At 43.9% G+C, this 25,496-nt stretch carries 16 protein-coding genes; 5 read left to right on the top strand and 11 right to left on the bottom strand.

Annotated elements, in window-relative coordinates; translation table 11 throughout:
• Positions 1-34: 34 nt before the first annotated feature.
• Positions 35-1,780 (top strand): Mur ligase family protein, encoded by a 1,746-nt coding sequence (locus RM556_RS10015; RefSeq protein WP_311374508.1) that lies wholly within the window; start codon positions 35-37, stop codon positions 1,778-1,780.
• Here RM556_RS10015 and RM556_RS10010 read toward each other — a convergent pair.
• On the bottom strand, positions 1,777-3,936 hold the full coding sequence (locus tag RM556_RS10010) for a TonB-dependent receptor domain-containing protein (RefSeq protein WP_311374507.1): 2,160 nt from the start codon (positions 3,934-3,936) through the stop codon (positions 1,777-1,779). The genes RM556_RS10015 and RM556_RS10010 overlap by 4 nt on opposite strands.
• A gap of 82 nt (positions 3,937-4,018) precedes the next feature.
• A complete protein-coding gene (locus tag RM556_RS10005) occupies positions 4,019-4,459 on the bottom strand; it encodes a hypothetical protein (protein WP_311361212.1) in 441 nt (146 codons plus the stop codon).
• Positions 4,460-4,678: 219 nt separating this feature from the next.
• Between RM556_RS10005 and RM556_RS10000 the strand changes: the two genes are divergently transcribed.
• The 3 genes from RM556_RS10000 to RM556_RS09990 all read left to right on the top strand — a co-directional run bounded on the left by RM556_RS10000 (position 4,679) and on the right by RM556_RS09990 (position 10,338).
• A complete protein-coding gene (locus RM556_RS10000) occupies positions 4,679-5,770 on the top strand; it encodes an efflux RND transporter periplasmic adaptor subunit (protein WP_311374506.1) in 1,092 nt (363 codons plus the stop codon).
• Positions 5,767-8,892, top strand: coding sequence for an efflux RND transporter permease subunit (locus RM556_RS09995; protein WP_311374505.1), 3,126 nt, complete (start codon positions 5,767-5,769; stop codon positions 8,890-8,892). The genes RM556_RS10000 and RM556_RS09995 overlap by 4 nt, the downstream gene beginning before the upstream one ends.
• A 318-nt stretch (positions 8,893-9,210) precedes the next feature.
• Positions 9,211-10,338, top strand: coding sequence for a PatB family C-S lyase (locus RM556_RS09990; protein WP_311374504.1), 1,128 nt, complete (start codon positions 9,211-9,213; stop codon positions 10,336-10,338).
• A 7-nt stretch (positions 10,339-10,345) separates the two neighbouring features.
• On the opposite strand, the gene RM556_RS09985 is transcribed toward RM556_RS09990, so the two are convergent.
• The 4 genes from RM556_RS09985 to RM556_RS09970 form a co-directional block, all read right to left on the bottom strand.
• Positions 10,346-10,867 (bottom strand): DUF4920 domain-containing protein, encoded by a 522-nt coding sequence (locus tag RM556_RS09985; RefSeq protein WP_311361208.1) that lies wholly within the window; start codon positions 10,865-10,867, stop codon positions 10,346-10,348.
• 15 nt (positions 10,868-10,882) lie between these two features.
• Entirely contained in the window at positions 10,883-12,094 is a 1,212-nt protein-coding gene (locus RM556_RS09980) for a saccharopine dehydrogenase NADP-binding domain-containing protein (RefSeq protein WP_311374503.1), read from the bottom strand.
• Positions 12,095-12,142: 48 nt separating this feature from the next.
• A complete protein-coding gene (locus RM556_RS09975; RefSeq protein ID WP_311374502.1) occupies positions 12,143-13,690 on the bottom strand; it encodes an alpha/beta hydrolase-fold protein in 1,548 nt (515 codons plus the stop codon).
• Between the two features lie 130 nt (positions 13,691-13,820).
• Positions 13,821-16,688, bottom strand: coding sequence for a pitrilysin family protein (locus RM556_RS09970; protein WP_311374501.1), 2,868 nt, complete (start codon positions 16,686-16,688; stop codon positions 13,821-13,823).
• Positions 16,689-16,864: 176 nt separating this feature from the next.
• On the opposite strand from RM556_RS09970, the gene RM556_RS09965 reads away from it, so the two are divergent.
• Complete coding sequence (locus RM556_RS09965) at positions 16,865-17,719, top strand: crotonase/enoyl-CoA hydratase family protein (RefSeq protein WP_311361204.1); 855 nt, start codon at positions 16,865-16,867, stop codon at positions 17,717-17,719.
• Here the strand turns inward: RM556_RS09965 and RM556_RS09960 are convergent.
• The 5 genes from RM556_RS09960 to RM556_RS09940 form a co-directional block, all read right to left on the bottom strand.
• Complete coding sequence (locus tag RM556_RS09960) at positions 17,716-19,128, bottom strand: sugar porter family MFS transporter (RefSeq protein ID WP_311374500.1); 1,413 nt, start codon at positions 19,126-19,128, stop codon at positions 17,716-17,718. The genes RM556_RS09965 and RM556_RS09960 overlap by 4 nt on opposite strands.
• A gap of 170 nt (positions 19,129-19,298) precedes the next feature.
• Positions 19,299-19,796 (bottom strand): DUF255 domain-containing protein, encoded by a 498-nt coding sequence (locus RM556_RS09955; RefSeq protein ID WP_311374499.1) that lies wholly within the window; start codon positions 19,794-19,796, stop codon positions 19,299-19,301.
• A 171-nt stretch (positions 19,797-19,967) separates the two neighbouring features.
• Positions 19,968-22,499: a TonB-dependent receptor gene (locus RM556_RS09950; RefSeq protein WP_311374498.1), complete on the bottom strand. Its 2,532-nt coding sequence runs from the start codon at positions 22,497-22,499 to the stop codon at positions 19,968-19,970.
• Positions 22,500-22,697: 198 nt separating this feature from the next.
• Positions 22,698-23,630, bottom strand: a complete 933-nt coding sequence (locus RM556_RS09945; RefSeq protein ID WP_311374497.1) for a diguanylate cyclase — start codon at positions 23,628-23,630, stop codon at positions 22,698-22,700.
• Positions 23,631-23,824: 194 nt separating this feature from the next.
• Positions 23,825-25,282, bottom strand: a complete 1,458-nt coding sequence (locus RM556_RS09940; RefSeq protein WP_311361200.1) for a PhoH family protein — start codon at positions 25,280-25,282, stop codon at positions 23,825-23,827.
• Positions 25,283-25,496: the final 214 nt, after the last annotated feature.

Here is a 25,496-nt window from a genome sequence, read left to right as displayed (position 1 = left end):
GCCAAGTCTGATGAAAGTCTGAGATAGATTGAATATGAAATTAGAACTGGACGAAGTACGACGCCTCACTGGGCCAAACTTACTGTCAGATCACTCTGGTGCAATCATTGATGTTTTTTTTGAAGGTATTGCACCTGAGGCTGTCCTAAAGTGTTGGCAACAACATGTACAAATTTGCCAATTAGCTGTGAATTGGAAACAGCCCACCTTTTACCGTTTCTATACCGGTGGGGCAAGCATGTCTATCGCTGCACCAATGGACCAATTGTATAGTGCATGTGACTTGATTGAATTAGCTTGGGATCGGTGTGTAGACCAACTTCTTGGGCATTCTGTAGATAAGCCCATCAACATAAAATTTAGCCAACGTTTGAGTGCGTTAAAAGACACCATCAAAGAGGAAAGAAATCCAGCATTACTCAGCCTTTTGCAGCAAGCGAGGGCGCACAATGTGCTTTGTTTACCCGATGATGATGAAGTGAGTTTAGGCACTGGACCAAGCGCTGTGACTTGGCCGATAGACAAGCTACCTGCACTTAAACCCTTTGGTTTAGTTTCCAATAGCCACTTAAGCAAAGCATCTGAAAATGACATTGACTGGTCTGCATTTTCGCAAATTCCATTGGCGTTAGTCACCGGTACCAACGGTAAATCGACCAGCGTTCGTTTGGCTGCGGAGATTGCAAAATGTGCCAAGATTAATGCTGGTGTGACTTCCACTGACTTTATTAAAGTCGGCGACATACTTATCGACGAAGGGGATTACTCTGGACCGGGTGGTGCAAGAATGCTCCTGCGCGACAATAGAACAGAAATGGCTTTTCTGGAGGTCGCCCGAGGCGGCTTACTGCGCAGAGGTTTACCCGTTCCCCAAGCTGATGCGGCACTGGTTACTAACGTTGCAGGGGATCATCTTGGTCAATATGGCATAAATACGGTAGATGAAATAGCCCAAGTAAAACTCATGGTCGCAAAAGCAATTGATAGCAATGCAGTTCTCGTACTGAATGCTGATGATAAGTTAATTGTTGAACATTCAGCGCACCTTAGCGCACCAATTTGTTGGTTTAGTACAAACAAAGACAACCCAAAGATTAGGGAAGCGCTAGACAAACAGATGCCCTGCGTATACGTGGATAATAATGAATTTGTGTACCACTTCTCAGAAGCATCAAACATAGCTAACATCAATCAAGTGCCTATGACAATGGAGGGTACAGCGAACTACAACATCCAAAATGCGCTAGGCGTTATTGGTTTATGTAAGGCATTGCATATTCCTGACGAGGCAATAAGCCAAGGTTTGAAGCAATTCGGTTTACGTCCTGAAGACAACCCTGGGCGGGGAAATCGCTACCTAGTAAATGATATACAAGTCGTCGTAGATTTTGCCCACAACGCACATAGTATGGAGGCTATCATAGAAATGGCCGCTCAAACGAAGGCGAACAATAAACATGTTATGTTCAGCCATGCTGGCGACCGCTCTGATCAGGAGATTATTGAAGTCGCGAATATCGTGAAAAAGCTTGAACCTAGCAACTATGTGCTTGCTGAAATAGACAAGTATTTACGAGGTCGAGCACCCAATGAAATATCTGAGCTAGTGCAAACACATTTGCTATCGCGAGGTGTACCTGCTGCCAGTATCACCGTTTCCCCCGATCCACTCACCGGCTGCAAGCACATTATGAAGCGCGCTCAAGCCGGTGATTTGGTTTTGCTGTTTGTTCTCAATGATCGTGAAAAAGTACAAACTTACATCTCGACGCTGGGTTAAAACACAACGTCGAGGTGGACACCAATATTACGGCCAATTTCGGGTACCTTCTCACCTAGTGAAATATCTGCATTGGCTACACGATTAACGCCACCTAAGTGTTGGGCATACGATTTATCCGCAAGATTTTCAATCACAAAGCTCAGATTCATCGCCGCATTTAGCTCATAATCAAGGATGAAATTGAACACGCCATAACCGGCTGTAGGGCTTTCATTTTGTAAGCTCGACACTTCATCTTGCTTGGCCGCTGCCACAAGCGTTAGGGCTGCATCGATTCTGTCATACTGCCAATTCACGGTGATATTTCCGCTTAAAGGAGCCACACGATATAAAGGTAACTTTTCGCTATTAATGGCTTCAGTCAGTTTACCATTTACCCATTGCGCACTGCTTGTAATTTGCCAATGCTTGTCAATCTCGTAAGAGGCATAAACGTCTAAACCATGTAGTTGCGCACCTAAGTTATTCCATTGCAAAGCTTGCTGAGCGCCCATCATCGTTGTAATCATATTCGCCGGCGAACTTTCAGAAGGCGTACCAATAATATAATCATCGATTTTTTGATAGAAAACATTACCCATCACACTAAACCCAGCTTTTTGATACTGAATACCCACATCTGCTTTCTTGGCTGATTCTTTCTTCAAGTTAAGATTACCGATATAGTTTCTACCATCAGCTAAGCCTGCTGAAACCTCCAAAGGAAACCACGAGTAAATTTCACTGTAAGTGGGGGCTCTTTCTTTTTGACCCAGTGAAAATGTAATATCAGCACGCTCAGTCAGCGGCATTTGGGTTTTTAATACAATATCGACTAACTGATAGTCTACTTCTCTATTTGCATTATTGAAGCCCATGACAAGGGCCGCTACATTTGGATTCATCATGGCCATGCTTGAACCGACTTCATCTGCATTGAGCGTCACTTCACTCGCACGTAAACCAATTTGCCATGGTTTATCGATCTTATCTGTAGAGTTAAAACTACCGTCATACTCGAGGTAAGCACTCAATAAATCGCGTTCAATGTCATTAAAGTTGTGAATGAAAAACATCGCATTATTTGGGTTTGTGATCCGTGAGCTATGCTTTTGCTGATAGTAGCTCGCGCCAATACGCCACCCCCCTTCACTTCTTAAGGTTTGCCCATTTTGCCCAAATTGAACAAAATCAATGTCAAAGCCCAGTGCTTCACTGTCGACTGTATTCAAGCGGTGCATCGCTGGCATAGGCGCAGAACGTAACTCGTAGTTATTCATGTCGTGCTCATTCTGATTGCCATACAGTTTTAACTTCGCTTGCCAGTCGTTAGAGAATTCACGATCAACCGCCAATTTATACCAAAGTGAGTCGACATAGATAATGTCCATCGCTAAGGCTGGTGTGCCCGACTCGTCTGTGTTCCTATACCCTACAAGCGCATTTATTGCTGTGTCATCAGTAAAGTAACCCGCACCTAGTTTTAAGCCAGTTCTATCATAAAAGGTGGATGGCACTTCATCACCATTGCCACTTTCATAGTTGCCTGCCTTTTGCAGCTGACCTTGTACCGATATGTATGCATTGTCCGTAGCGGAAAACACCTCAGCATTCACATTTTTTGAATCATTATTACCGAAGTATGTGGCTGTTAACGCAGCAGTAGACTCCCATTTGTCTCGGGTATTAAGATCAGGTTTATTGTTACGGATGACTAAAGCGCCACCCAGGCTCTCTGCTCCCACCGATACTGGTGCGACACCTTGATATAGAATGACCTCTTGTTGTGTGCCAAGCACGTGAGATAAAGGGCTATCCATTGCATTAGGTCCAGCACCTGCAATATCAATATCGTCAATTTTGACCTTCACTCTATCACCGTAGAGTCCGCGATATTGCACAATACCACTCACTAAGCCATTGCCATTGACGGATACACCAGGCAATTGACTTAGTTGCGCACGCAAATCGGGGGAGCTGCTATCTTCAAAGTCGATTTGTGACTCCAGTAGGCCACTGTTAATTTGGCCAAGCACTTCAATTCTTTCAATATTCGACTCTTCGGCAACAGCACTTGATGCTGCGCTGCCCAATGCAAGACAGACCGCGAGTGAAATAGCGGCAAGGATTTTTGGGGCCATCATGCGGCCATTACTTTGTATGTGATTCAACATCTTTATTCTCTAAGCCTTTTCTCAAAGTGTATTTGAGACAATGTTCATAAGTTCACAGTACTACAGGCACTGTGACGCTCAACTATTTGGGGAACGAATTAGCGAAAAGAATTGGGGGAGCTCTGGCTAAATTGAGAGTCTGTGTGCTTGTAGTAGAAAAACTGACAAGAGTGTAAAAAAGCGGCGTATGTCCTGCGACGTTAACACTTACGGATTGAGTATTTTCTAGGGAATTCGGCTGGTCGGCAAGTTGCGCCAGTACACAAGACACTTCATGCAAATTTTCTGGCGTAGCTGCAGGTGCCTCAACTTCAAGGACTTCTCCGCTAGCGAAATAAACGTAGGCGGAAATCCACTTGACACTTTTACCTGTGCAAATAGCCAACACATCATCACTCGCAAATGACTGCATAGCCGACATGGCGGTTGAGCTAGACGCTAATCCGAGTCCTTGATTGAATGCCAAACTGATAAGGAGTAAAAACCTTAACATTAATGACGAGTTTGAGGTGTGTTTTTGCATTGCTCTATTGAACAGAATAGTTGGAACAAAAACAAGGATTTTTCTTTCAATGAAACACTCGTCTGATTTGTGTCAATGCAAAGGGCAGTTTCAAGCAATTTACAAGCGTAAAGTAAATGTAAAGATATGATCTACCTCGAGACCTTTCGCGTAAACTTGCCATTACAAGCAGAGATGTGCACCTACCTTGTGCCGAACAAAAAACTGAGAAAATATATAATGACATTGCAAATTTTTAAGCGAGAAAAGCTGTTTCACTTCGCAAGCATCGCCATACTATTTATTGCTTCACTGAATGTTCACGCCCAATCATGGGGAGGCAGAGATGATGCAAAAACCAAAGTCATTGTCGCACCGCTCAAGTATCAAGCCCAAGAACTCAACTTGGAAGCTGTCGGAACAGCTGAAGCAAGAAAGTCAGTTATTCTTTTCCCAGCCGTGAGTGAACGCGTCACCTTAGTCGATTTTGAACCTGGTCAATTTGTCGAGAAAGATAAAGTACTACTAACACTTTACAATGAGCGCGAAAAAGTCGCCTTACAACGCGCGAAAATACAATTAAAAGACACTCAACGCGAATATCAACGATTGGTCGAGAGCCGCAAAAAAGGAGCAGCATCACAAAGCCAGGTTGATGTGGCTCAAACCGCCATGGCCTTGGCAGAAGTGGCAGTTAAAGAAGCGGATGTTGCGCTGAGTGAGCGTATTGTGAAAGCGCCTTTCTCTGGCATTTTAGGGTTCACTGATGTTGAAGTGGGTGACCGAATTTCTCAACTAACTCAAATCACCACCATTGATGACCGAAACGAGTTGTATATTAACTTCTCAGCGCCAGAAGTTGCTGTAGATATACTCAATAATGACGCGAAAGTATTTCTAACGCCTTGGCAAGATCGAGAGGTGAAAATTGAAGCGTCGATTGCACAAGTAGATTCACGAATAAGCGAGCAGGATCGCACAATACGAGTCAGAGCATTGTTGAACAATGAAAACGATAAGTATCGCCCTGGCATGAGCTTTCGCGTCACACTTTCCATTTTAGGACAAGAATATGTTGCTGTTCCTGAAGCCTCATTGCTCTGGTCTGCGACAGGTGCGTATGTTTGGCAAATGGTAGAGGGCAAAGCAGCAAGAGTTGATGTTCAAATTCAGCAACGATTACTCGGCACAATACTGGTCCAAGGGCCATTTACGGCAGGTGCGCCGCTGGTTGTAGAGGGCGTACAACGCCTACGCGGTGGTCAAGCTCTCGAAGCGATGACGAGCAATGCCAGCCGCGCGAATAGAAACGAGCAGGAGAAGGCATCATGAAGCTGCCCTCATCCTTACAAGTGAACGATTTACCGTCACTTTCAATTCGTCGCCCAGTATTGGTGATGGTACTTAACCTACTCATTATTTTAGCCGGCTTTGCAGCAATTAATGATCTAGAAATAAGAGAATTACCGGATGTAGATAGACCTATCGTTTCGGTAACAGCAAGCTATCCTGGTGGCTCACCAGAGACAGTCGATAGCGAAGTGACTAGCCGACTAGAAGGGGCTGTGGCCCGAGTGAGCGGGGTGAAATCGATAAGAGCTTCAAGTGAAGAAGGCTCTGCTCGTGTCCGTGTTGAATTTCGCCCTGGCATTAACCTTGAAGACGCAGCCAACGAAACAAGAGAATCTGTCAGTCGTGTCCAAAGGCGCTTACCCGCAGAAGTTGAAAACCTAGCCATTATTAAAGCAGACAACGATGCACAAGCCGTTGTAAGTTTAGCGATCAGTAGTGACTCTCTCGACATGGAAACTCTAACAGAACGCGTTGAAGTTGACCTTGCTCCAATGTTTCTGAGTATCCCCGGTGTCGCTGACGTTTCATTGAATGGTCAGCGTCAACGCGTTATGCGGGTTGCTGTTGACCCACTACGATTAACTAGCTTCAACCTTTCTATGACCGACGTCGCGGCAGCGTTGCGTTTAGCGCCATTTGATGTACCGGCAGGTAGTGTCAAATCGCAAGACCAAGAATTAATCGTGCGCGCCGATGCCACATCCGTAAATACACAAGATATAGAGCAAATTGTGATCAACGGCGATACGCGCATAGCAGATGTTGCCAATGTATATTTTGGGCCCGCTGATGCCAATAGTTTGGTTCGCTTAGATGGCAAACCCGTCGTTGGCTTAGGTATTGTTCGTCAAGCCCGCTCAAATACCATTGAGATTTCTGATGAAGTACTGGCAATGGTGGCTAGTTTAGACAAGCGCTTTACTGACATGAATATTGTTGTCACCTCTGATGATGCAGAGTTTATACGAGGTTCAGTAGACGAAGTCATTGTTTCTCTTAGTCTGACTATCCTACTCGTCGTTGCCACTTTATGGTTGTTCTTAGGCACATTCAGAGCGACGTTAGTGCCGGCTTTATCTATCCCAGTGTCTTTGGTTGGTGCTTTGGTTATCATGTGGGTGCTAGGATTCTCGATTAATATTCTAACGCTACTGGCCTTAGTTTTAGGTACCGGCCTAATTGTTGACGATGCTATCGTTGTTTCAGAAAACATTCAACGTAGACGTTCACAAGGCTTAGGTGCGAGAGCCGCTGCCGTATTAGGGACACGTGAAGTTTTCTTCGCTGTCGTTGCCACCACAGCAGTCTTAGCAGCTGTATTTATTCCTATCGCATTTTTACCATCAACTGCAGGACGATTGTTCAGAGAGTTCGGTGGTGTCCTTGCCGGTGCTGTTATCATCTCATCGTTTGTCGCGCTGAGTTTAGTACCTGCATTAACGGCAAAACTGCCCATCAAATCATCTTCCAGTGGTTTCTTTGACCGAACCCTAGGGGCTTTTGGCAGACAAGTACTGAATGGATATATGGTCATACTCAGACGAAGCCTTCAATTATCATGGCTAACCGTGCTGATTTCGCTTATGGCCGCTGGTGGTGCGTTTCTTCTCTATGAGAAAATTGAAAATCAATTACTACCCTCTGAGGACCGTGGATCAATTCGTGTATTCGCAAGGGGCCCAGATGGCGTTGGCTTAAACTACATGAATCGCCAAGCTGAGAAGATGGAAGAAATCTTATTGCCTTATGTAGAAGACTCAAATGTGGATTCTATCTATACCGTAGTAGGTCGTTGGGATCCGAACGTTGTGTTTATCACTGTGCCGCTAGAGCATTGGGACGATAGAGACAAGACACAACAAGAAATCATTAATGAAATGCGCCCCCAACTACAGGGTATTCCTGGTGCTCCTGCTAATGCCTTCGGTTCAAACAGCTTAAACCTGCGTGGCCAAGGGGGCGGTCTTGAGTTAGCGCTTACTGGCGATACATATGAGAGAATATATGAGTCAGCTCTTGAGTTTACTAAGCTAGTAGAGCAACAACTGCCTGAACTCGGCAGGCCTCGAATTGGCTATCAGCCTACCCAGCCACAATTGCGTGTAAACATCGACAGACGTCGCGCAGAAGAACTGGGTGTGCCATTTAACGACATATCCACCACATTGCGGGCAGCGATCAACGGCGATGACATTGCCGACCTAAACATCGGTGATCAAGCTGTGCCTTTAATACTGCAATCAAGCAACCGTGTCACAACCAATCCATCTGAGTTGACTAACTTGTATGTGAAGTCTAACAACGGACGCCTCGTACCACTTTCTAGTTTGGCATACATCAGTGAAGAAGGTGTTGCGGCTGAATTGGAGCGTCATGCGCAGCGTCGTGCAATAGAGATTGAATTGGAACTACCAGACTCGTTAACGATGGCAGAAGCCGTCAGTAAGCTGCGAGACATTGGCAATGAAAACTTACCTGATGGCATCGGCTTGATTTTCTTGGGCGAAGCATTGACGTTTGAAGAAACATCTAACGAAGTCGCGATGACTTACTTGTTTGCATTCATCATTGTCTTACTGGTCCTAGCTGCACAGTTTGAAAGCCTTAATAGTGCGATCATTGTTATGATTACCGTTCCCTTCGGCATTGCCGCTGCGATATTTGCACTCTATCTTACCGGCACTTCAATCAATATCTATTCTCAGATAGGTTTAGTAATGCTCATAGGGCTGATTGCCAAGAATGCCATTTTACTCGTTGAATTTGCTGACCAACTGCGTGACCGTGGGATGCAAGTGAATGATGCCATCGTTGAAGCCGCTTCGGTAAGACTTCGTCCGATTATGATGACCTTGATGTCAACCATACTGGGTGGCCTGCCTTTGATTTTGTCAACCGGTGCTGGTGCGGAAGCTCGTAACTCCATCGGTTGGGTAGTTTTCGGTGGGTTGGGTATCGCCGTCATCTTTACTTTGTTTCTCACACCGGTGCTATACAAGCTGATTGCTCGTTTCACTAAGCCACGCGCTGATGAAAGTAAACGTTTGGAAGGTGAATTAGAAGATGCCGAAGACTTAGAACTCAATAGCAGCAAAGGATAAGCCAACACTCCCAACTTGCGTCATTCCTGCAACATTTACGTCATTCCTAAGCGCTTATGTCATTCCTGCGAAGGCAGGAATCTAGGTCCCCGCCTGCGCGGGGATGACGGAATGCGCGGGGATGACGGAATGCGCAGGGATGATAACCTACGCGGGGATGACGGAATGCGCGGGGATGACAACCTACGCGGGGATGACAACCTACGCGGGGATGACGACCTGCGCGGGGAGGAGTGCAGTTACGATTAGCTCTTTGGTTCTTTGTTAAACTGCTTTAAACTTGAGGATTGAGATTAATAGCAGCCAAAAGGAAACCAAATGAATTTCAGTGATAAGCCAGATAGAAGTGCAACAAAAGCCTATAAATGGGAAAAATACAAAGGCACTGATATCTTACCTATGTGGATTGCTGATAGTGAATTTAGGTGTGCCCCTCCAATCATCGAAGCGTTGCATAAAAGAGTCGACGATGGATTATTTGGTTATACACTCCCAGCTCACGATACTGATGCCCTAGAAGCTATTGTCCAGTGGTGCAAGAAACGATACAACTGGACTATTGAAGCTGATTGGATCGTCTGGACACCAGGTGTTGTTCCCGCTTTTAATGTTGCTATCAAAGCAAATTGTAAGGCTGGTGATACTGTGATTGTACAAAGCCCTAACTACCCTCCACTACTCGCCGCACCAGCAATTAATGGCATGAAAAGAGCCACCGTGCCGACTGTTGAGCTTAATGGGCGTTGGACCTTGGATTTCGATGCTCTCGAAGAAGCGGCAGCTGCACCCAATGCGAGTTTGTTCATTATGTGTAACCCGATGAACCCAGTTGGCTCAGTGATGACCAAAACAGAACTGGATCGTGTTGCCCAAATATGTGAAAAACACAATGTGACGCTGTGCTCTGATGAAATCCACTGCGACTTGGTTTTAGATGATGTACCGCATCTACCAGCTGGCGCACACAGCAAGCTACATGACAAATCAATGACCTTAATGGCTGCAAGCAAAACCTTTAATGTCGCCGGTTTAGGAACTTCATTTGCCATTATTCCAAATGCAGACTTACGCGCAAAGTTCGTGCGCTCTACTCGCGGGATTGTTCCATGGGTCACCGTCACTGGCCTAACTGCGACAAACGCTGCGTTTCGTTATTGCGATGACTGGCATAAAGCCGAGTTGGCTTATTTGAAAGAAAATCGTGATTATCTTGTTGAAGAAATCAACAAAATCTCAGGTTTAACAGCAATTGCACCGGAAGCCACTTTTTTATTGTGGGTAGATGCCTCCGGTTTACAGGTTGACGACACTCAAGCTTGGGCTGAAAGCAAGGGTATTGGCCCCTCTCCAGGCCGAGACTTCGGCGCGCCATCATTTTTCCGCATTAACTTCGGTTGTTCCAGAACTTATTTAGAAGAAGCAATCAATCTGTTAAAACAAGCCTAGCTGAAAACTATGCTTTGGGGATTCTTATCCCTGAAGCAACAATTTCATATACTTCACCGGCTTTAACAATATCAGAGTCTAATTGTAGGTCTGCACGGTAATGCGCTGCCTGTTCCTCACTGAGCTCTTTTTTAACTAGCTCTCCTGCAAGTGTTACGGTGCGCCCAGCGGTGTCACTAGGGATGAAAAAACCATAGTCTTTAAATGATACGCGCATGATGGTATCGCCGTCTTGTGCAATAAAGAAACAGCCTTTCTTTTGACACACTTTCGCAATTTTAGTCTCGACTATAAAGGGCTTTTCAGCATGCTTGCTGGGTTGTTTCGACAAGCTTCCTAAATCGACTTTCTGTAGGGTTTCATCAATAATTGAACCAAAGGTTTCGCTAGTATCAGTCACAGCAACCGGCTCTGATAAACGCACTGTTTCAGCATAAGAACTGGCTGAAAACAGACATCCCAATAATAAAATACTAGCCACAGTAGTCATTGGCTTGCGCCAAAAGGTATTTACATTCTTAACGTTCATTATCTTTTCCCTGAATTAGTCAATCAACTCAACGCTTACGCCAGCATGCTCAGCTAAGCGGTCTATAAGCTTGTCTCCCAAAGCTGATGCTGGCGTCCAAAATCCACCTTTCAGTTCTGGCACATCTTTACTTAAACATAGCACAGATTGAGCTAGCATTTTAGCAGTAGAGCCGTAACCTGGGTCACGATCACCGTAAACCTTTACGCAGCGCTTTTCGCCCTCTGAAGTCTTTGCATAAAAACGCATGTCAAACATGCCATTCAATTGTTCTTCTGGACTAGGACCTTCGCCGGGTTTGGGCAGAAATTTATTCGCTAGAAGGTTTCTGATTGGCGAGATACTCGCTCCCAACATGAAAGCACCTAAGCCTAGCGTAAATGTCCACGCTTGAAAGCCTGACTTTGCTGTCATTGCTTCATCGTAAAGAAAGCTTTCGCCGTACTGGTTGCCTAATAAGGCGTTACTGCGATGCACAATCCTTTCGTTAATCGACGCCATGACAAACGGCATGGTCCATACTTTCAGATCGGCATCGTATTCTGCTTTTTTATGGTTCTTTTGCCTTTGCTTGAAATCATGACTACTAGGGCAAAGCACGTATGGGTTTACTAGGATCTTGCGTAAACTCGGATCCTCTTTCGCCTCTTTAATCACGTTCAGCATGCTGGCGATTGTGCCACCCGAGGCTGCGCCTTTAATTCTGCGTACGCGCATTTTAATCTGCTGCGCCGGAGCACCCGTTGCTGCAATCATGGTTTGCTGTAATTTAAACACGCCCAAATCAGATGGAATAGAATCAAAGCCTGTACAATGAACAATGCGAGCGCCAGACGACTTTGCATCGCTTTCATATTTATCTAGCATTGCCTTTATCCACTGTGGTTCACCAGTCAGATCACAATAATCGGTGCCAGATTTTGCACAAACGCTGACCAAGGTCTCACCGTAGAGAGCATAGGGTCCAACCGTACTCACCACAGCATTGGTTCTATGACACATGTCTTTAAGCGCGCTCTCGTCATCAGCATCCGCGACAAAGTGTTGAACATTTTCAAGATTTAGGCGCTTTTTTAAATCGATTAACTTTGCTTCGCTTCTTCCAGCTATCGCCCAAGAGAAACTTTCACCAGTATAAGTAGCTAAATATTCTGCCATAATCTGGCCAACGAAAGAGCTCGCACCATAGAGGATGAAGTCGAAATTTGATGGTTCTTTTGTGCTCATTTGTTTGCCTTATTGTTTAGTATTGCACTGTAAGGTGGAAAACTGTCTCTACTTAGTTTGGTACATTTCTGGTACACGGTCGTGCATTTGCGACAAGGTTTTTTGTAGCATTGGTATGGCTCTATAATCGCAGTGGCCAGCGCCGTCAACCCAAGTAAATTTTGCGTCTGAAATAGGTTGGGTTTGATTCGACAACATTTCTTCATAAAGCTTCATTGCGTTGTTGAGGTAGAAATTGTCCATATCCCCCATCCAAATATGTAGCTTGCCCGCAACTTTAGGCCCCAAGCTTGACCAATTATCTTCAGTATATTTGCGTAAATCATAGCGTGACCATGCCTGCGCAACCTCTTTATTTATTTCGCCTGTTATTGGGTCCCATAAGACCGAAGGTTGTCCATTGTCTAAGCGAGGCCCATAGACGGCGTTCCAACCACCCCATTGACCACCACTGTATGCAAACGAATCATTCCGTCCCATCGTATTTTCCATCATGATTTCACGTTGAATACTGAAAATAATTTCACCGTCTTTCGCTCTAAATGAAGGGCGCTCAACGCCATGCTCGTTAATGAAAGCATTTTCGTCTTTGTAAATATCAACGAGTTGGAAATATCTAAAATCAACACCGTCAGCGCTAAATGACCATGCGCCATTAAACATATCAGGGTAAAATAATTGTAAAGCTAAGCTCACCCAACCACCTGTTGAGCAGCCAGTGGTAAAGCGTGTTTCACCTGAGTCTACTAATCGGAATTGCTTGGTTAAATAAGGCAGGAGTTCGGTCCATGTCGCTTCGCCATAAGGCCCATTATTCGCAGAATCAATTTGGTAACTATCGCCCAAGGGTGCTTCACCGTCTAAGAACACAAGTACCATATTCGGGGCTTCATCTCCAAACCAATAAGTTTGAAAATCTTTATTGTTGAAGGTACGCTCAGCACGGTCATAACGACCGTGATAGCCACCTATGCTAAATACAACTGGAAATACTTTATCGGGCTGCGAGTAATAATCCTTGGGCAAAATCACACCGGCTCTTAAATGCATATCATGTTGCCAAAACTCAGTTAGCAGCTCGCTTGGCATTTTGACAAATTTGAGATGTTCTTGCTCGGCGGGTAATGTTTCCGGTGGTAGTTTCTTGCTTAAGTTGAAAGAAAGCACTTTGGAGTCAAGGAAATCAAGCTCTACTTTTTGCACCTCACTGTAATAGTTTCCAGGTGAATTGATGCGTGAGTCGAAAGTATCCGTATCGTAGATTACTTGCACGAACCAGTTTCCTGGAGGTAAGTCTTGAGGTGAACGGTACGGAAAGCCTGCGTCATTGAAATTGACTTGCATTGCTTCACCTGTTGGGACTTTTTCCAGATCTTTGGAGAACAAAGGCTCAATGTTCCTTGTTGGCCATGCGCTGTAGTTTCTTGGCTCCCTGTCGGCAGACTTTGAAAAAACAAGGTGAAGCCGTCCTTTTGAATCAATCGTTTGCGGACTTTCTATTTCAACATTGAGGTTATTGGCAAAAGCAGTGTGACTGAATGAGCTTAGAAAAAAGGTAAAAAGGCTTGCCGTAAGATAGCGGTTTGAAATATTCATATATCAACCTTTTGATAGGTAAATAAAGGGGCCAAAAGGCCATTATTGGGGAAACCTACCCCAAGTTTCTGAAACGCCAACTTGGGGTAAGCTTTTATTGTTGTATATCTGAGTCGATTTAGTTTGCGCCTTATTGCCCGGCACCAAGCACTGAATCGCTCGAGCTATCGTCTGAACCGATAAGATTACCGTCAGAATCGAGTAGTATTGGTTCACCGTAACCCAGACCGTTCATTCTATCGAGCTGTGAGGCTGCATCACCTACAACTAAATAAATCATTTCTTGTTCATCAAGGAATGTCTCAATCGCGTTATGCAAATCAATTAACTTGGCGTTGATAACAAAATTTTGCTCTTGTTCAATATAATTTTTTGGCTTGTCGAAACGGCTTATTGTTTCAAGCATACTGAGTAAACTATTCAAGGTTTCAAAACGGCGAGAGTTACTCTTAATTGTCATGTTTCTCGCTACGCCAAGATCCTCTTCGGTAAAGGTTGCCCGATAATTACCAATCAAATCTTTAAACACTTCTAAAGACTCCAAGGTGACATTGCTTCTGACTTGAGAAGAGGCAATAAAGGGACTTTGGTAGCCTGTCGCTGGCACATAAGAATATGCACCATAAGTGTAGCCTTTCTCAATTCTTAGGGTTTGTGCAAGTCGGGCACTAATACCACCACCTAGTCTCATATTGGCAAATTCAATTGGATAAAAATACTTATCATTCGCTGACACAACTGTTTTACCAATATAGATGACGCTTTGCTTTGCATTCGGCAAATCAATGAAATAAAGCTTAGGCTTTTCGACATTTTTAATTGATGGTTGTTCAGGAATAGTCACCTGGTCACCATCCCATGCGGACAATTGTAACAAAGCCTTTTCAACCTCAGCCTGCTTCACATCACCAACAACATGAAATGCTGCATTTTTGGGTGTCATGTTGGCAGTGTAGTAACGCTTGAGATCTTCCAGAGATATGTCAGAGACCGTGCTTTGGGTACCTCCTGTTGGAGAACCAGCTAAATGGTCTGCACCATAAAGTTGTTTCATAAAAGCTTGCGATGCAATGGCATTTGGATTGCCTTGTGCCTGTTTAATGCTAGTTAAACGGCGAGCCTTTAAGCGCTCGAACTCGCTGGGATCCCAGCGAGGCTGAAGAAGGATTTCGTTCACTAAAGCCAAAGTGGCCTCAAAGTTTTTCGCTAATGTATTCCCGCGGATGCTAACACTTTCTTTGCCCGCAGAAACACGAATAGAAGCACCCAACAACCCAATTGCCTCTTCTAGCTGCTGAGGCGTCTTGTTGGCAGTTCCTTCATTCATTAACTGCGCCATTAGGAACGCTGTTCCAAGTTTGTCTTTCGTGTCAAGCGCTTGTCCACCAGAAACAGTAATACTGAAATTAACGACTGGCAATTCGGTTTGCTCAATGCCAAGCACTCGCATGCCATTAGTAGAAGCAGACTCCCAGACGTTTGGAATACTTAATGCTGGTAGGTCAGTCAGAGGCGGCTCACTGCGGTCATGCTTAGTGGGTGTTTTTTCAAAACTAAGCAATTCGTTCTCAACAAACTTTTGTTCTGCGTTGCGCTTAATTTCTTCCTCGACGACATTCGCTTTGCTTGAGCCCGCAAGCACTAACGCTTCATCATTTTTAGGCACAAAACTCGTAATAATCGCCGGTTTGTTATGGACATACTTTTTGAACACACGCATTACATCTTGTCGGGATACGGCTTTGATGTTTTTAATATCCTGCTTAATGAAGTCAGGTGAACCCGCATACTCATTGTAAATACCCAATTGAAGGGCTTTATCCAAGATGCTCTCAATAGCGTAATAGAATGAGGTTTCTGTTTGCGCTTTAATCTTAGCTAATTGCTCGTCAGTAAAACCTTCTGTTGCGAATTTATCCAATGAAGTGTTAATTGCAGCGTACACGTCATCTAGCTTCACGCCGGCATTCGCTCTAACGCGAATGGTGAAGGTACCCGCAATTTCTTCTGCTCGGTGGTAAGAAGACACGCCGGGCGCCAATTTTTCTTTTTCTACAATTGTCTTATACAAGGCTGCATTTTTACCACTAGACAGCAAGGTGCCTAAAGCGTCTAGAGCGTAGGCCTCCTCGTGGTATTGTTCTACCGTTGGAAAGGTCAGACGAATTTCAGGCAGCTTCGCAAAGTTATCAACATGAAATAGCTTTTTACTTTCTTCAAGCTCGACAGCCCAAGGTTCAATCGGCTCAACCTCTGGACCTGCCGCAATTTCACCAAACCAGAGTTCAACTTTCTTTTTAGTTTCTTCAATATCTATATCACCCGCAATCACAAGCGTCGCATTGCTAGGTACATAGTAGGTATCATAAAACTCTCGAACATCTTCCAAGGTTGCAGACTGCAAATCGTCTAAATCACCAATCACGGTCCAGTTGTAAGGGTGGTCTTTCGGGTAGAGGTTTTTCTTAATAACATGTGAAGTATGACCATAAGCACGGTTATCGACACGCTGACGTTTTTCGTTTTTAACAACCTGTTTTTCACGCTCAAGGGTACCAACATCCACTGTGTTGATCATGTATCCTAGGCGGTCACTGTCTATCCATAAGAGCTTATCAAAAGCGTCCTTTGGTACCACTTCGTAGTATATGGTGCCATCACTCCAAGTACCGCCATTTCGGGTTCCTCCAAGTTCAGGGATCATTTTGCGATTAGCGCCTTTGGGCACATTTTCAGAATCATTGAATGACATATGCTCAAAGAAATGTGCAAAGCCGGTGCGGCCCGGCTTCTCGCGATTAGAGCCGACGTGCACAATCGTTGCCATTGCAACGATAGGATCTGACTTATCTTGATGCAGAATAACATTCAGGCCATTTTTCAATTGGTATTGTTCATACTCAACGTTAAAACCATCATCGTCCTTGTTGCCAGTACAACTGGCAGTCAATGCACCAAATAAGGCGACTGTGCAGATCATTCCAAAAATTTTTGTCATGTTGATTTTCTTATTATTTACATAGTGCTAGATTAGCAAGAGTAGGCCCAAGTGCATAGTTTCTGAGCCAAAATAATTCGTAATTATTCGTAGTTATTTGTAATCAAAATACAGTTTGTTCAAAAACCAATGAGTATTTGTGCTTGAATGAAGATAAGAAAAAAAGGATGAATATCATGAGCTCAACCATATCAGGCAATACAGAGAAGTTTGCAGAATATAAGACATTGAAAGTGACCATCGAGCAAAGCATTGCACATATTGAACTTTGCCGCCCAGCTGAGCTCAACAGTATGACGACTGAGTTTTGGTCAGAACTCCCCGACGCTGTGCGCACGATTGATGAATATGTGCTGGCGCGCGTTATCGTTATTTCTGCGCAAGGAAAACACTTCAGTGCAGGTATGGATTTATCAGTCTTCGCTAATATGGGTAAAGACTTTCAGGGCGAACCAGCGAGACGAGCCGAAAAAGCTCGCCGGATGATCCTAAAACTACAAGATGCTTTTAACGCTCTCGAAGAAGTCAGAATGCCAGTATTAGCAGCTTTGCAAGGCGGTGTTATTGGCGGTGCAGTCGATATGGTCAGTGCTTGCGACAGCAGATACTGTACTGAGGATGCCTTTTTCTGCATTAAAGAAACAGAAATTGGTATGACCGCTGATGTCGGAACCCTGCAACGTTTGCCGCATCTAATGCCACAGGGTCTGGTGAGAGAATTAGTATATACCGGACGTAAAATGGGCAGCCAAGAATCGAAAAATTGCGGCTTGGTAAATCATGTATACCCTGACCAAGAAACCATGCTAAGCGAAGTCATGAAGATCGCACAAACCATCGCAAGCCATTCGCCAATGGCCATAGCAGGTTGTAAAGAAATGCTAAACTACACCCGCGATCATGATGTTGCTAATAGCTTAAACTACATAGCGACTTGGCAAAGCGGTATGCTACAAATGCCAGACGTTATGGAAGCGATGGGCGCCGCGCAAGAAAAGCGTGCCCCCATTTTTAAAGACCTGCTACCTTAACCTTGCATATCCTCTAACGCTCGACCTTTGGTTTCTTGCACGAAGCGCACGACAAAGAAGATAGAAATAAATGCGCATAATGCATAGAAACCATAGGCACCGGCCAAACCAATACTTGCCAACATAATGGGGAACATCATCGTTATAGCAAAATTTGATCCCCATTGTGATAAGCCTGCAACGGCTAAACCAGAGCCTCGAATTTGATTCGGGAACATTTCTCCGAGCATCACCCACATAACCGGTCCCCAACTTAAATTGAAGAAAAATACATAGGCATTCGCTGCTATTAGCGCCACAGTGCCCAAGTCGCCCATTACGAGTGATTTTGTCGCTGGGTCGTAATCTGAATTGGCAAATGCCACAACCATCGTTAGTAAAGTCACAGCCATACCCACTGAACCTATCGTCAGTAAAGGTTTCCGACCCACTTTATCAATGACTTTTAGGGTTATCAGACAAGCCGCAATACTCACACTTGCGCCAATGATATTGATTAACAAGGCGTCAGATTCTGAAAACCCCACTGCTTGCCACAACACCGCGCCATAATAGAAAACAACATTGATACCAACAAGTTGCTGAAAAGTCGCTAATCCAATCCCGACCCAAACAATAGGGCGTACTTTTCCTTTTACTTTGTCGATGAGATCGCTCAGGCGAGGCTTTTGATCTTGAGTCTCCAATGATAACAAAATTTCTTTTTCTAGCGGTTCAACTGCTTCTTTTCCATATAATCTGGCAAGTACTTGTCGTGCCTTGTCTGTTTGTTGACTCATCACCAAAAAGCGTGGGCTTTCTGGAATGAAAAACAACACAAAAAAGAAAATAATCGCGGGGACTAATTCAATCCAGAACATCCAGCGCCAAGCCTCGTAATCCATCCACAGTATTTCGGTAGATAAGCCAGCTTGCTTGGCTAATAGATAATTACTAATAAACGCCGACGTTAAGCCCGCGATAATAGCAAATTGCTGAATGGAAGTGAGTCGGCCACGAAGTCTCGCTGGGGCTATTTCACTAATGTAAGCAGGTGCCATGACGGAAGCGGCACCAACAGCTAATCCACCCAAAATACGATAACAGATAAATTCAATAGAACTGCCAGCAATACCCGAACCCCAAGCGCTAATGATGAAAAATACTGAGGCAACAAGCAGTAAAGCTTTGCGGCCGAATTTGTCGGCTAGCGTACCGGCAAAAAATGCGCCTACAGCACAACCCAAGAGCATGCTGGCGATATTAAAGCCACCAGCAAGATCATCTGTTTGAAAGCTTTTTTCTAAACCGTCGAAAGTACCGTTGATAACGCCGCTATCGAAACCAAATAAAAAACCTCCAATAGTGGCTACACAACTTATCACCACAATGAACAACATGTTCTCATTTTGCTGAAGACTACTACTCATACCTATCCTTTTGTTCTGTCAATCGAGACGCTGGATCTCGGATTGCACTCAAATGTTATCGATATGTTAACACCTTGCTGGTAGCTGTCTAAATTTAATTTATCCATTTAAAAACAAAACTAGTGCGATATGAAATTTCGTAAATCAAGGTCAGCTTATTAAGACAGCCCTCACGCTTCGTCACTTTTCAACACTAAGCCAAAAATCTTTCGTAAGGTTTCAGCTGATTGGAAGCCATAAAATACGGAATACTGATTATTCTGAATGACAACGAAACCAGGCGAGCCATTAAGTTCTAGTGGGTCTCCTTGGTCATCTGCCAAGTCAGCTAGGGTATTGGGAAAAATGCCAAGTGTACTCATCCGCACTGGGATGAAATCTTCATTGAGTGTGTTAATAATATTGGCTTCTACAAACACTTCTTTTTTCATTTTTTTGCAGGCCGAGCAGAACATCATTTCGCCGAAGACAAAAATCGGCTTATCAGAATCGAGTTGCCTTGCATCTTCATAATCAAGCCAATTAATTTCTTGGCTAGCTTGAGCTGGTAACACAGTAAAAATAGCAGCTAAAAAGATTGCGGAGATGGCCTTTTTGGCCTGAAAAAAAGCGTACTTTGACCTTGAATTAATGCGTAATGAATTGGCATGTGAATGTGAAAAAAACATATATGTACTCAGTTGGATTAGGGGACATGTCACAAGACCGTGAGAAAAGTATTTTTCATTCATGGACTAGGCGATTAATCATGACACCAGATACAGTCGAGTAGAGACAAAAAAGCTCACTTTACAGTGAGCTTTCTAAGTCTAAGCAAGCGATTGCATAAAGCAATTGGATTAGAATGCAGCGCTAACACCCATAATGAAAGAGCGACCTTGAACAGGAGTTAAATCTTTCAAGAAAGAGGTATGCACTCGCGCTTCTTCATCTGTTAGGTTACTGCCTTTCAAGAATACCGTCACATCAATATCACGCACTGTTGTCACATAATTCACATTGAGGTCAACCAACGTATAACCGTCGGTACTAGACTCAAACTCCGCAACACGGTCTTGTTCGAAGTAGTGGTTTACTGAAAGCTCGGCTTGCCAGTCATTTGTTGCATAATTGGCACTAGCGCCTAAGCGTGTCGGAGGTGTACGTGGTAGATATTTTCCGTCTTCAGCATTCGCTAGTTTTGTTCTAATCATATCCCCTTGTGCTTGGAAGCTAAGTGACGGCGTTGCTTGCCAGTTCACCTGAGCTTCAAAACCATAAAGGTCAACATCAACCGCATTGAAAACAAACACCGGTAACTCATCTTCATGAGCGTGCTCCTCTTCGTCATGCATTTCATCCATGCCATCTTCTTCGTGTTCTTCGTGCTCTTCACCAGACACAAAACCCGTGTCTGCAGCAAAATAGTAATCATCAACTTGATTATAAAAAGCATTCAATACAAAACCGAAGTCACCACTGAACTTACGAAGCGAAATATCGATATTATTCGACTTTTCAATTTCGAGCTCATTTTCGTTGAAGGCAATGTCCCCCTCATCATCTACAGTGAAAAAAGCGCCCAGTTCGTATGTACTGGTTCCGATATGAGGACCAAAGGAATATAGCTCGGGGCTCGATGGTGCACGTTGTGCGTGAACGAATGATACACCTAGATTATAACCATCAGTGAAATCCCAAACCGCACCTGCAGACAAGCTGATAGGTGTAAAGGTTTCCTTATCACTCCCCGGGTTAGATTCGGCTAATTCGTTATGCTCGTCATGCTCGTCATGCTCATCATCATGAGCTGCATCATGTTCTTCTTCGTCGTGCTCTTCTAGCAGTTCAATATCACCAATTTGGATCATCGGTACGTCTATCTCAACACGCTCAATTCGCGCACCAAATTGGAATAACACATCACCGAAGTGCTGCTCTTCAATAATACCGATACCGAAGCTGTCTGTTTTTGAAGGTGGTGTAAATGCCTCTTCACCAATCGCTTCAAAATCACTCGACTTATAATGTAGGCTTAATCCGCCACGCCAGCCCATGAAAGGTTGATGAATAATTTCAACACGAGTTTCTTGAGAATCGTTAGCGAAAACGGTGCCAATTTCACCGTTCTCGATTTCAGCATGGGTGTAATCGGTGTATGCAAAGCTGGTGTTTACCGCACTAATCAACGCAGAGTCAATTTGATGCTTACTCATAATTTGATAGCGATTCTGTTGTAAATCACCACGCACAACTTCTTCCATTTCTTCTAGCTCATTGTGCTCTTCACCTTCTTCATGCTCATCTTCATGTTCATCATGGGCATGACCCGGAATTCCATATAGACTCGACATGTGTTCAATAGAAATACCAACGAAACCATTGTCCATCAGGTAGCTTGTACCAAATGTTAGACCTTTGCTGCGGCTAGCTGAATTTTCGACGATGCCTTCTACATCACTGTGATGCTCATCTTCATTCTCGTCGTGCTCTTCGCCTTCATGTTCATCATCATGTGCTTTTTCATTTTCTGCATAACCAGGGATACGATAGTCATCTGAATCCCGGTAATAACCCTGTACATTGAAAGCAAAATTTCCAGAACCACCTTTCAGTGAACCAGAGAAACTTTCTTCACTGTTATTCGTGTTTCTTTCAACTAAGGCTTCACCTTCAAAATCATTGTTATCCGGAATACGTTGATCAACAACATTGACAACACCACCAATCGCCCCACTACCGTAGAACAAGGTTGCTGGACCACGTAAAATTTCTATTTGTGTCGCTGTGGATGCATCCGTAGCGACGATATGATCGGGGCCAACACGAGACGCATCGCCTGAATCGAGTCCATTTTGGGTAATAAGTACTCTTGGGCCATCTAAACCACGAATAATAGGAGAGCTGGCAACACCGCCATAAAACGTAGAGTGCACACCCACTTCATTTTTGAGCGTGTCACCTAGGGTGGAAGCTTGCTTTTGACGCAAGTCTTGACCTGCTATAACACTGACAGGTGCGGCGGATTCGATGGTTGATGCATGGAACGCACTGGCCGTCACATCAAAGATTTCAATACTGGAGTTTTCAACATTAATTTCAACATCAAATAAACCGGTCTCAGGTAAAACAAACTCGGTACTGCTGTGAATATGCTTGGCGCTTGCAACATGCACTTCTACCTTACCAGGCTTTACATCATTGAAGGTAAAAGTACCGTCTTTTCCGATAGTCGTACTTTTATTTGTACCCATGATTTGAACCTTACCTGTTGTTAGCACTTGACCGTTCTGGTCTTTCACAATTCCGGTAATGGTTTTGGCATATAAATTTGGTGACATTGTAGCGAGTGCAGCAAGTACAGATACAGAAATTAAAGCAGAAGATTTCATCTTACTATCCATGAAGTTGAAGTTATAAACTAAGTCATAGAGTAAAATGTTATACTGTAACAATGCCTATGTAAAGTTATATCATAACAAAAAGACATTGGAAGTTAATTTTAGTTTACGCACGTTCCTAGGCCGACACGGGGCCCCACAATAGGTATGTTGACGTGTTAGGAAAAAGCGATAGTAGTTTTTGGTCAGTTACTCTTTAGTGACTGTTGGTCTAAAGTCAGTGCTCACAATTGTATTGCGACCTGATGCTTTAGCTTCATACAAACACTCATCTGCCGTATTTAACAACATATCATGATCAAATTTAACACCATCTGCTGGACTAGTCGTTACACCAATACTTACCGTAACGACTTGATGTATTAAAGACTTCTCATGAGGAATTGCAAGCATTTCAATTTGTTCACGCACTTTTTCAGCGACTAAAACACCCTCGGTCTCATTTGAGTCAGTTAGTAAGATGATAAACTCTTCACCACCATAGCGAGCCACTAAGTCGAGAGGCCTGGCCGCACCGGCTTCGAGCTCGTGTGCGACTTCTCGCAACACCAAATCGCCCTTCGCGTGACCGTAATGATCGTTATATTGTTTAAAATAATCTATATCAATCAAAAGCAAACATATGCTTCGTTTATTTCGTTGGGCGTATTTACATGCATCTTCGTATTTTTTATCGAAGTGCCGACGATTAGAGATCCCCGTTAAACCATCGACCCACGCCATTTTTTCAAGCGCCCTGGTTTTAACAACCAAGTCTATTTGATTCCGCACGCGGACTTGTAATAAAGGCACTACAAATGGCTTTCGAAAGTAGTCTACTGCACCAAGCTCTAAGCCTTTTAACTCATCTTCAGTGCGATTTTGGGAGGTAACAAAAATAATGGGAATGTGCTTCGTTTCAATATCGTTTTTCAAGGCCTTACATACTTCATGCCCACTGATATCGGGCAAGACTATGTCTAACAATATCAAGTCGGGTTTCGTTCGCCTTGCTACACGAAGGGCTTCCTCGCCACTTATCGCTGCAAGAATATGGTAGTCTTTAGAAAGCGCATTATTGATAATCTGAATATTCATGGCTTCGTCATCAACAACAAGGATAGTCGCTTTTTCTTCTATCATTTAGGGCCCAAGTGGTAGTGCTTTACACTCAACCATCGCTAACGGCCTACCCTAGCAAAAGCTTAAGTTTCATATAAAGTCGCAAATATATTTCAAAACATTGGTTATATTAACACCAAATAATGAACTTACAATCAGCTAAGCTCATCGTACTATCGACATAATTTCAATAAACTCCAGTAAATTAGGCGAGCTTACAGTTCCTTTTCTGCAAACTCAGCTAAACGACTGCGTACCACGCCATCTAAATTAAAGGTGGCGCTACCAGAAAAATTCTTAAACTTCTCGACAATGTAGGTAAGCCCTGAAGTCACCGCACTGAGGTAATTACTATCAATCTGGGCCAAGTTACCACCGCAAATAAGTTTAGTTCCCTCACCACAGCGCGTAATGATAGTTTTTAGTTGAGAAGCAGTCAGGTTTTGCGATTCGTCCAATATAACAATGGCGTTTTGGATACTACGACCACGCATGAAGTTAACCGATTTAAACTGAATATTCGCTTTTTCCATGATGTAACTCATTGAGCCTTTCGTGTTCTCATCATTTTTATGTAGGACCTCAAGCGAATCGGTAATTGCTGCTAACCACGGTGCCATTTTCTCTTCCTCGGTACCCGGGAGGAAACCTATCGATTCGGCGATTTCTGGTGTTGAGCGAGTCACAATGATTTTGTCATACATGTTTTTTTCGATCACCATTTCCAGCGCTGCAGCAAGTGCTAACAAGGTTTTTCCGCTACCGGCTGGGCCAGTTAAAACACAGAGGTCGATATGTGGGTCTAATAAGGCATGCAGAGCCATCGCTTGACCAATGTTTTTTGGCGATATGCCCCATGCTCGGCGTGACATCAAACGCTCATAGCCTAAATCTAATACCTCGAGCGTATCGTTATTTATAGACTCAACAATACCAGCGAATTGTTTGGTATCGTCAATTAAAAATTCGTTTATATATGCCTCTGGTAATACACGTTTATCGATAGTGTGGATAGTATCGCGCCCTTCAGTGAAGCTTTCGACACTCGTGACTTGCTCCCAAAAGCTCCCTTCAAATTGGTGATAGCCTTTTGATAAATATTTAATATCGGTAACTAATTGGTCGGTACGATAATCTTCTACTAGCCCCATACCGGCGCCTTTGGCTTTCAGTCGCATATTGATATCTTTAGTCACTAAGACGACTTGCCGAGGTGCTAACTTCTTTTGTAAGTGAAGTGCAACATTAATAATGCGATTATCATTCTCATTGCTGGTAAATACCTGTTGGTTAACTGGCATAGTAAGATCAGCGAATATAGAAAGAGAGCCTGTTGGTGCAGTTTCACCGGCACCTAGGCCATGCATACTCACGCCATCTAGCATTTGCTCTGGCGTGGCATCGTGTAATAAGTCTTCCATAGCACGTATTGAGACTCGAGCATCTCTCGCCACATCCTTTTTACTGTCTTTTATATAGTCGAGTTCCTCAAGCACCGTCATTGGCACGACCACATCATTCTCTTTAAATGACATGAATGCGAGCGGTTCATGAAGGAGAATATTGGTATCGAGGATATACAGCTTAGTATTGGAAAGGTTGACGATAGTAGCATCCGGGCGTTCGCTTGGTGCAGAAGTTCCTTCGCTTTTTGCTTGTTTGCTTTCAGGCATCCGTGACTCCAGTCGTACAGAGTAAACGAATTTGTTGTGTTTACTCTGAGGTGAGAAAACAACACTTCTGCGCGTTAAGTAGATGCCAATGGGCACTTGATGCTGCAAAAATCACATCGCTTTGCGTCAGAAAGTATTGACGACATTTCTACCTTAAATGAGTTTGCTATAATTATCACTTACTTTTTTCAGCTTATTTAGCTTGAGTGCTGAC

The organism is Alteromonas sp. W364 (assembly GCF_031846205.1).
In the GTDB taxonomy this organism is placed as follows: Bacteria; Pseudomonadota; Gammaproteobacteria; order Enterobacterales; family Alteromonadaceae; genus Glaciecola; species Glaciecola blandensis.
The sequence above is the reverse complement of the archived record's forward strand: the minus strand, read 5'-3'. Positions and strand labels throughout refer to the sequence as shown.

Excerpts from the sequence above, each read along its gene's own strand:
- RM556_RS10015 (WP_311374508.1), top strand. The coding sequence starts at position 35 with ATGAAATTAGAACTGGACGAAGTACGACGCCTCACTGGGCCAAACTTA.
- RM556_RS10010 (WP_311374507.1), bottom strand. The coding sequence starts at position 3,936 with ATGTTGAATCACATACAAAGTAATGGCCGCATGATGGCCCCAAAAATC.
- RM556_RS10005 (WP_311361212.1), bottom strand. The coding sequence starts at position 4,459 with ATGCAAAAACACACCTCAAACTCGTCATTAATGTTAAGGTTTTTACTC.
- RM556_RS10000 (WP_311374506.1), top strand. The coding sequence starts at position 4,679 with ATGACATTGCAAATTTTTAAGCGAGAAAAGCTGTTTCACTTCGCAAGC.
- RM556_RS09995 (WP_311374505.1), top strand. The coding sequence starts at position 5,767 with ATGAAGCTGCCCTCATCCTTACAAGTGAACGATTTACCGTCACTTTCA.
- RM556_RS09990 (WP_311374504.1), top strand. The coding sequence starts at position 9,211 with ATGAATTTCAGTGATAAGCCAGATAGAAGTGCAACAAAAGCCTATAAA.
- RM556_RS09985 (WP_311361208.1), bottom strand. The coding sequence starts at position 10,867 with ATGAACGTTAAGAATGTAAATACCTTTTGGCGCAAGCCAATGACTACT.
- RM556_RS09980 (WP_311374503.1), bottom strand. The coding sequence starts at position 12,094 with ATGAGCACAAAAGAACCATCAAATTTCGACTTCATCCTCTATGGTGCG.
- RM556_RS09975 (WP_311374502.1), bottom strand. The coding sequence starts at position 13,690 with ATGAATATTTCAAACCGCTATCTTACGGCAAGCCTTTTTACCTTTTTT.
- RM556_RS09970 (WP_311374501.1), bottom strand. The coding sequence starts at position 16,688 with ATGACAAAAATTTTTGGAATGATCTGCACAGTCGCCTTATTTGGTGCA.
- RM556_RS09965 (WP_311361204.1), top strand. The coding sequence starts at position 16,865 with ATGAGCTCAACCATATCAGGCAATACAGAGAAGTTTGCAGAATATAAG.
- RM556_RS09960 (WP_311374500.1), bottom strand. The coding sequence starts at position 19,128 with ATGAGTAGTAGTCTTCAGCAAAATGAGAACATGTTGTTCATTGTGGTG.
- RM556_RS09955 (WP_311374499.1), bottom strand. The coding sequence starts at position 19,796 with ATGTTTTTTTCACATTCACATGCCAATTCATTACGCATTAATTCAAGG.
- RM556_RS09950 (WP_311374498.1), bottom strand. The coding sequence starts at position 22,499 with ATGAAATCTTCTGCTTTAATTTCTGTATCTGTACTTGCTGCACTCGCT.
- RM556_RS09945 (WP_311374497.1), bottom strand. The coding sequence starts at position 23,630 with ATGATAGAAGAAAAAGCGACTATCCTTGTTGTTGATGACGAAGCCATG.
- RM556_RS09940 (WP_311361200.1), bottom strand. The coding sequence starts at position 25,282 with ATGCCTGAAAGCAAACAAGCAAAAAGCGAAGGAACTTCTGCACCAAGC.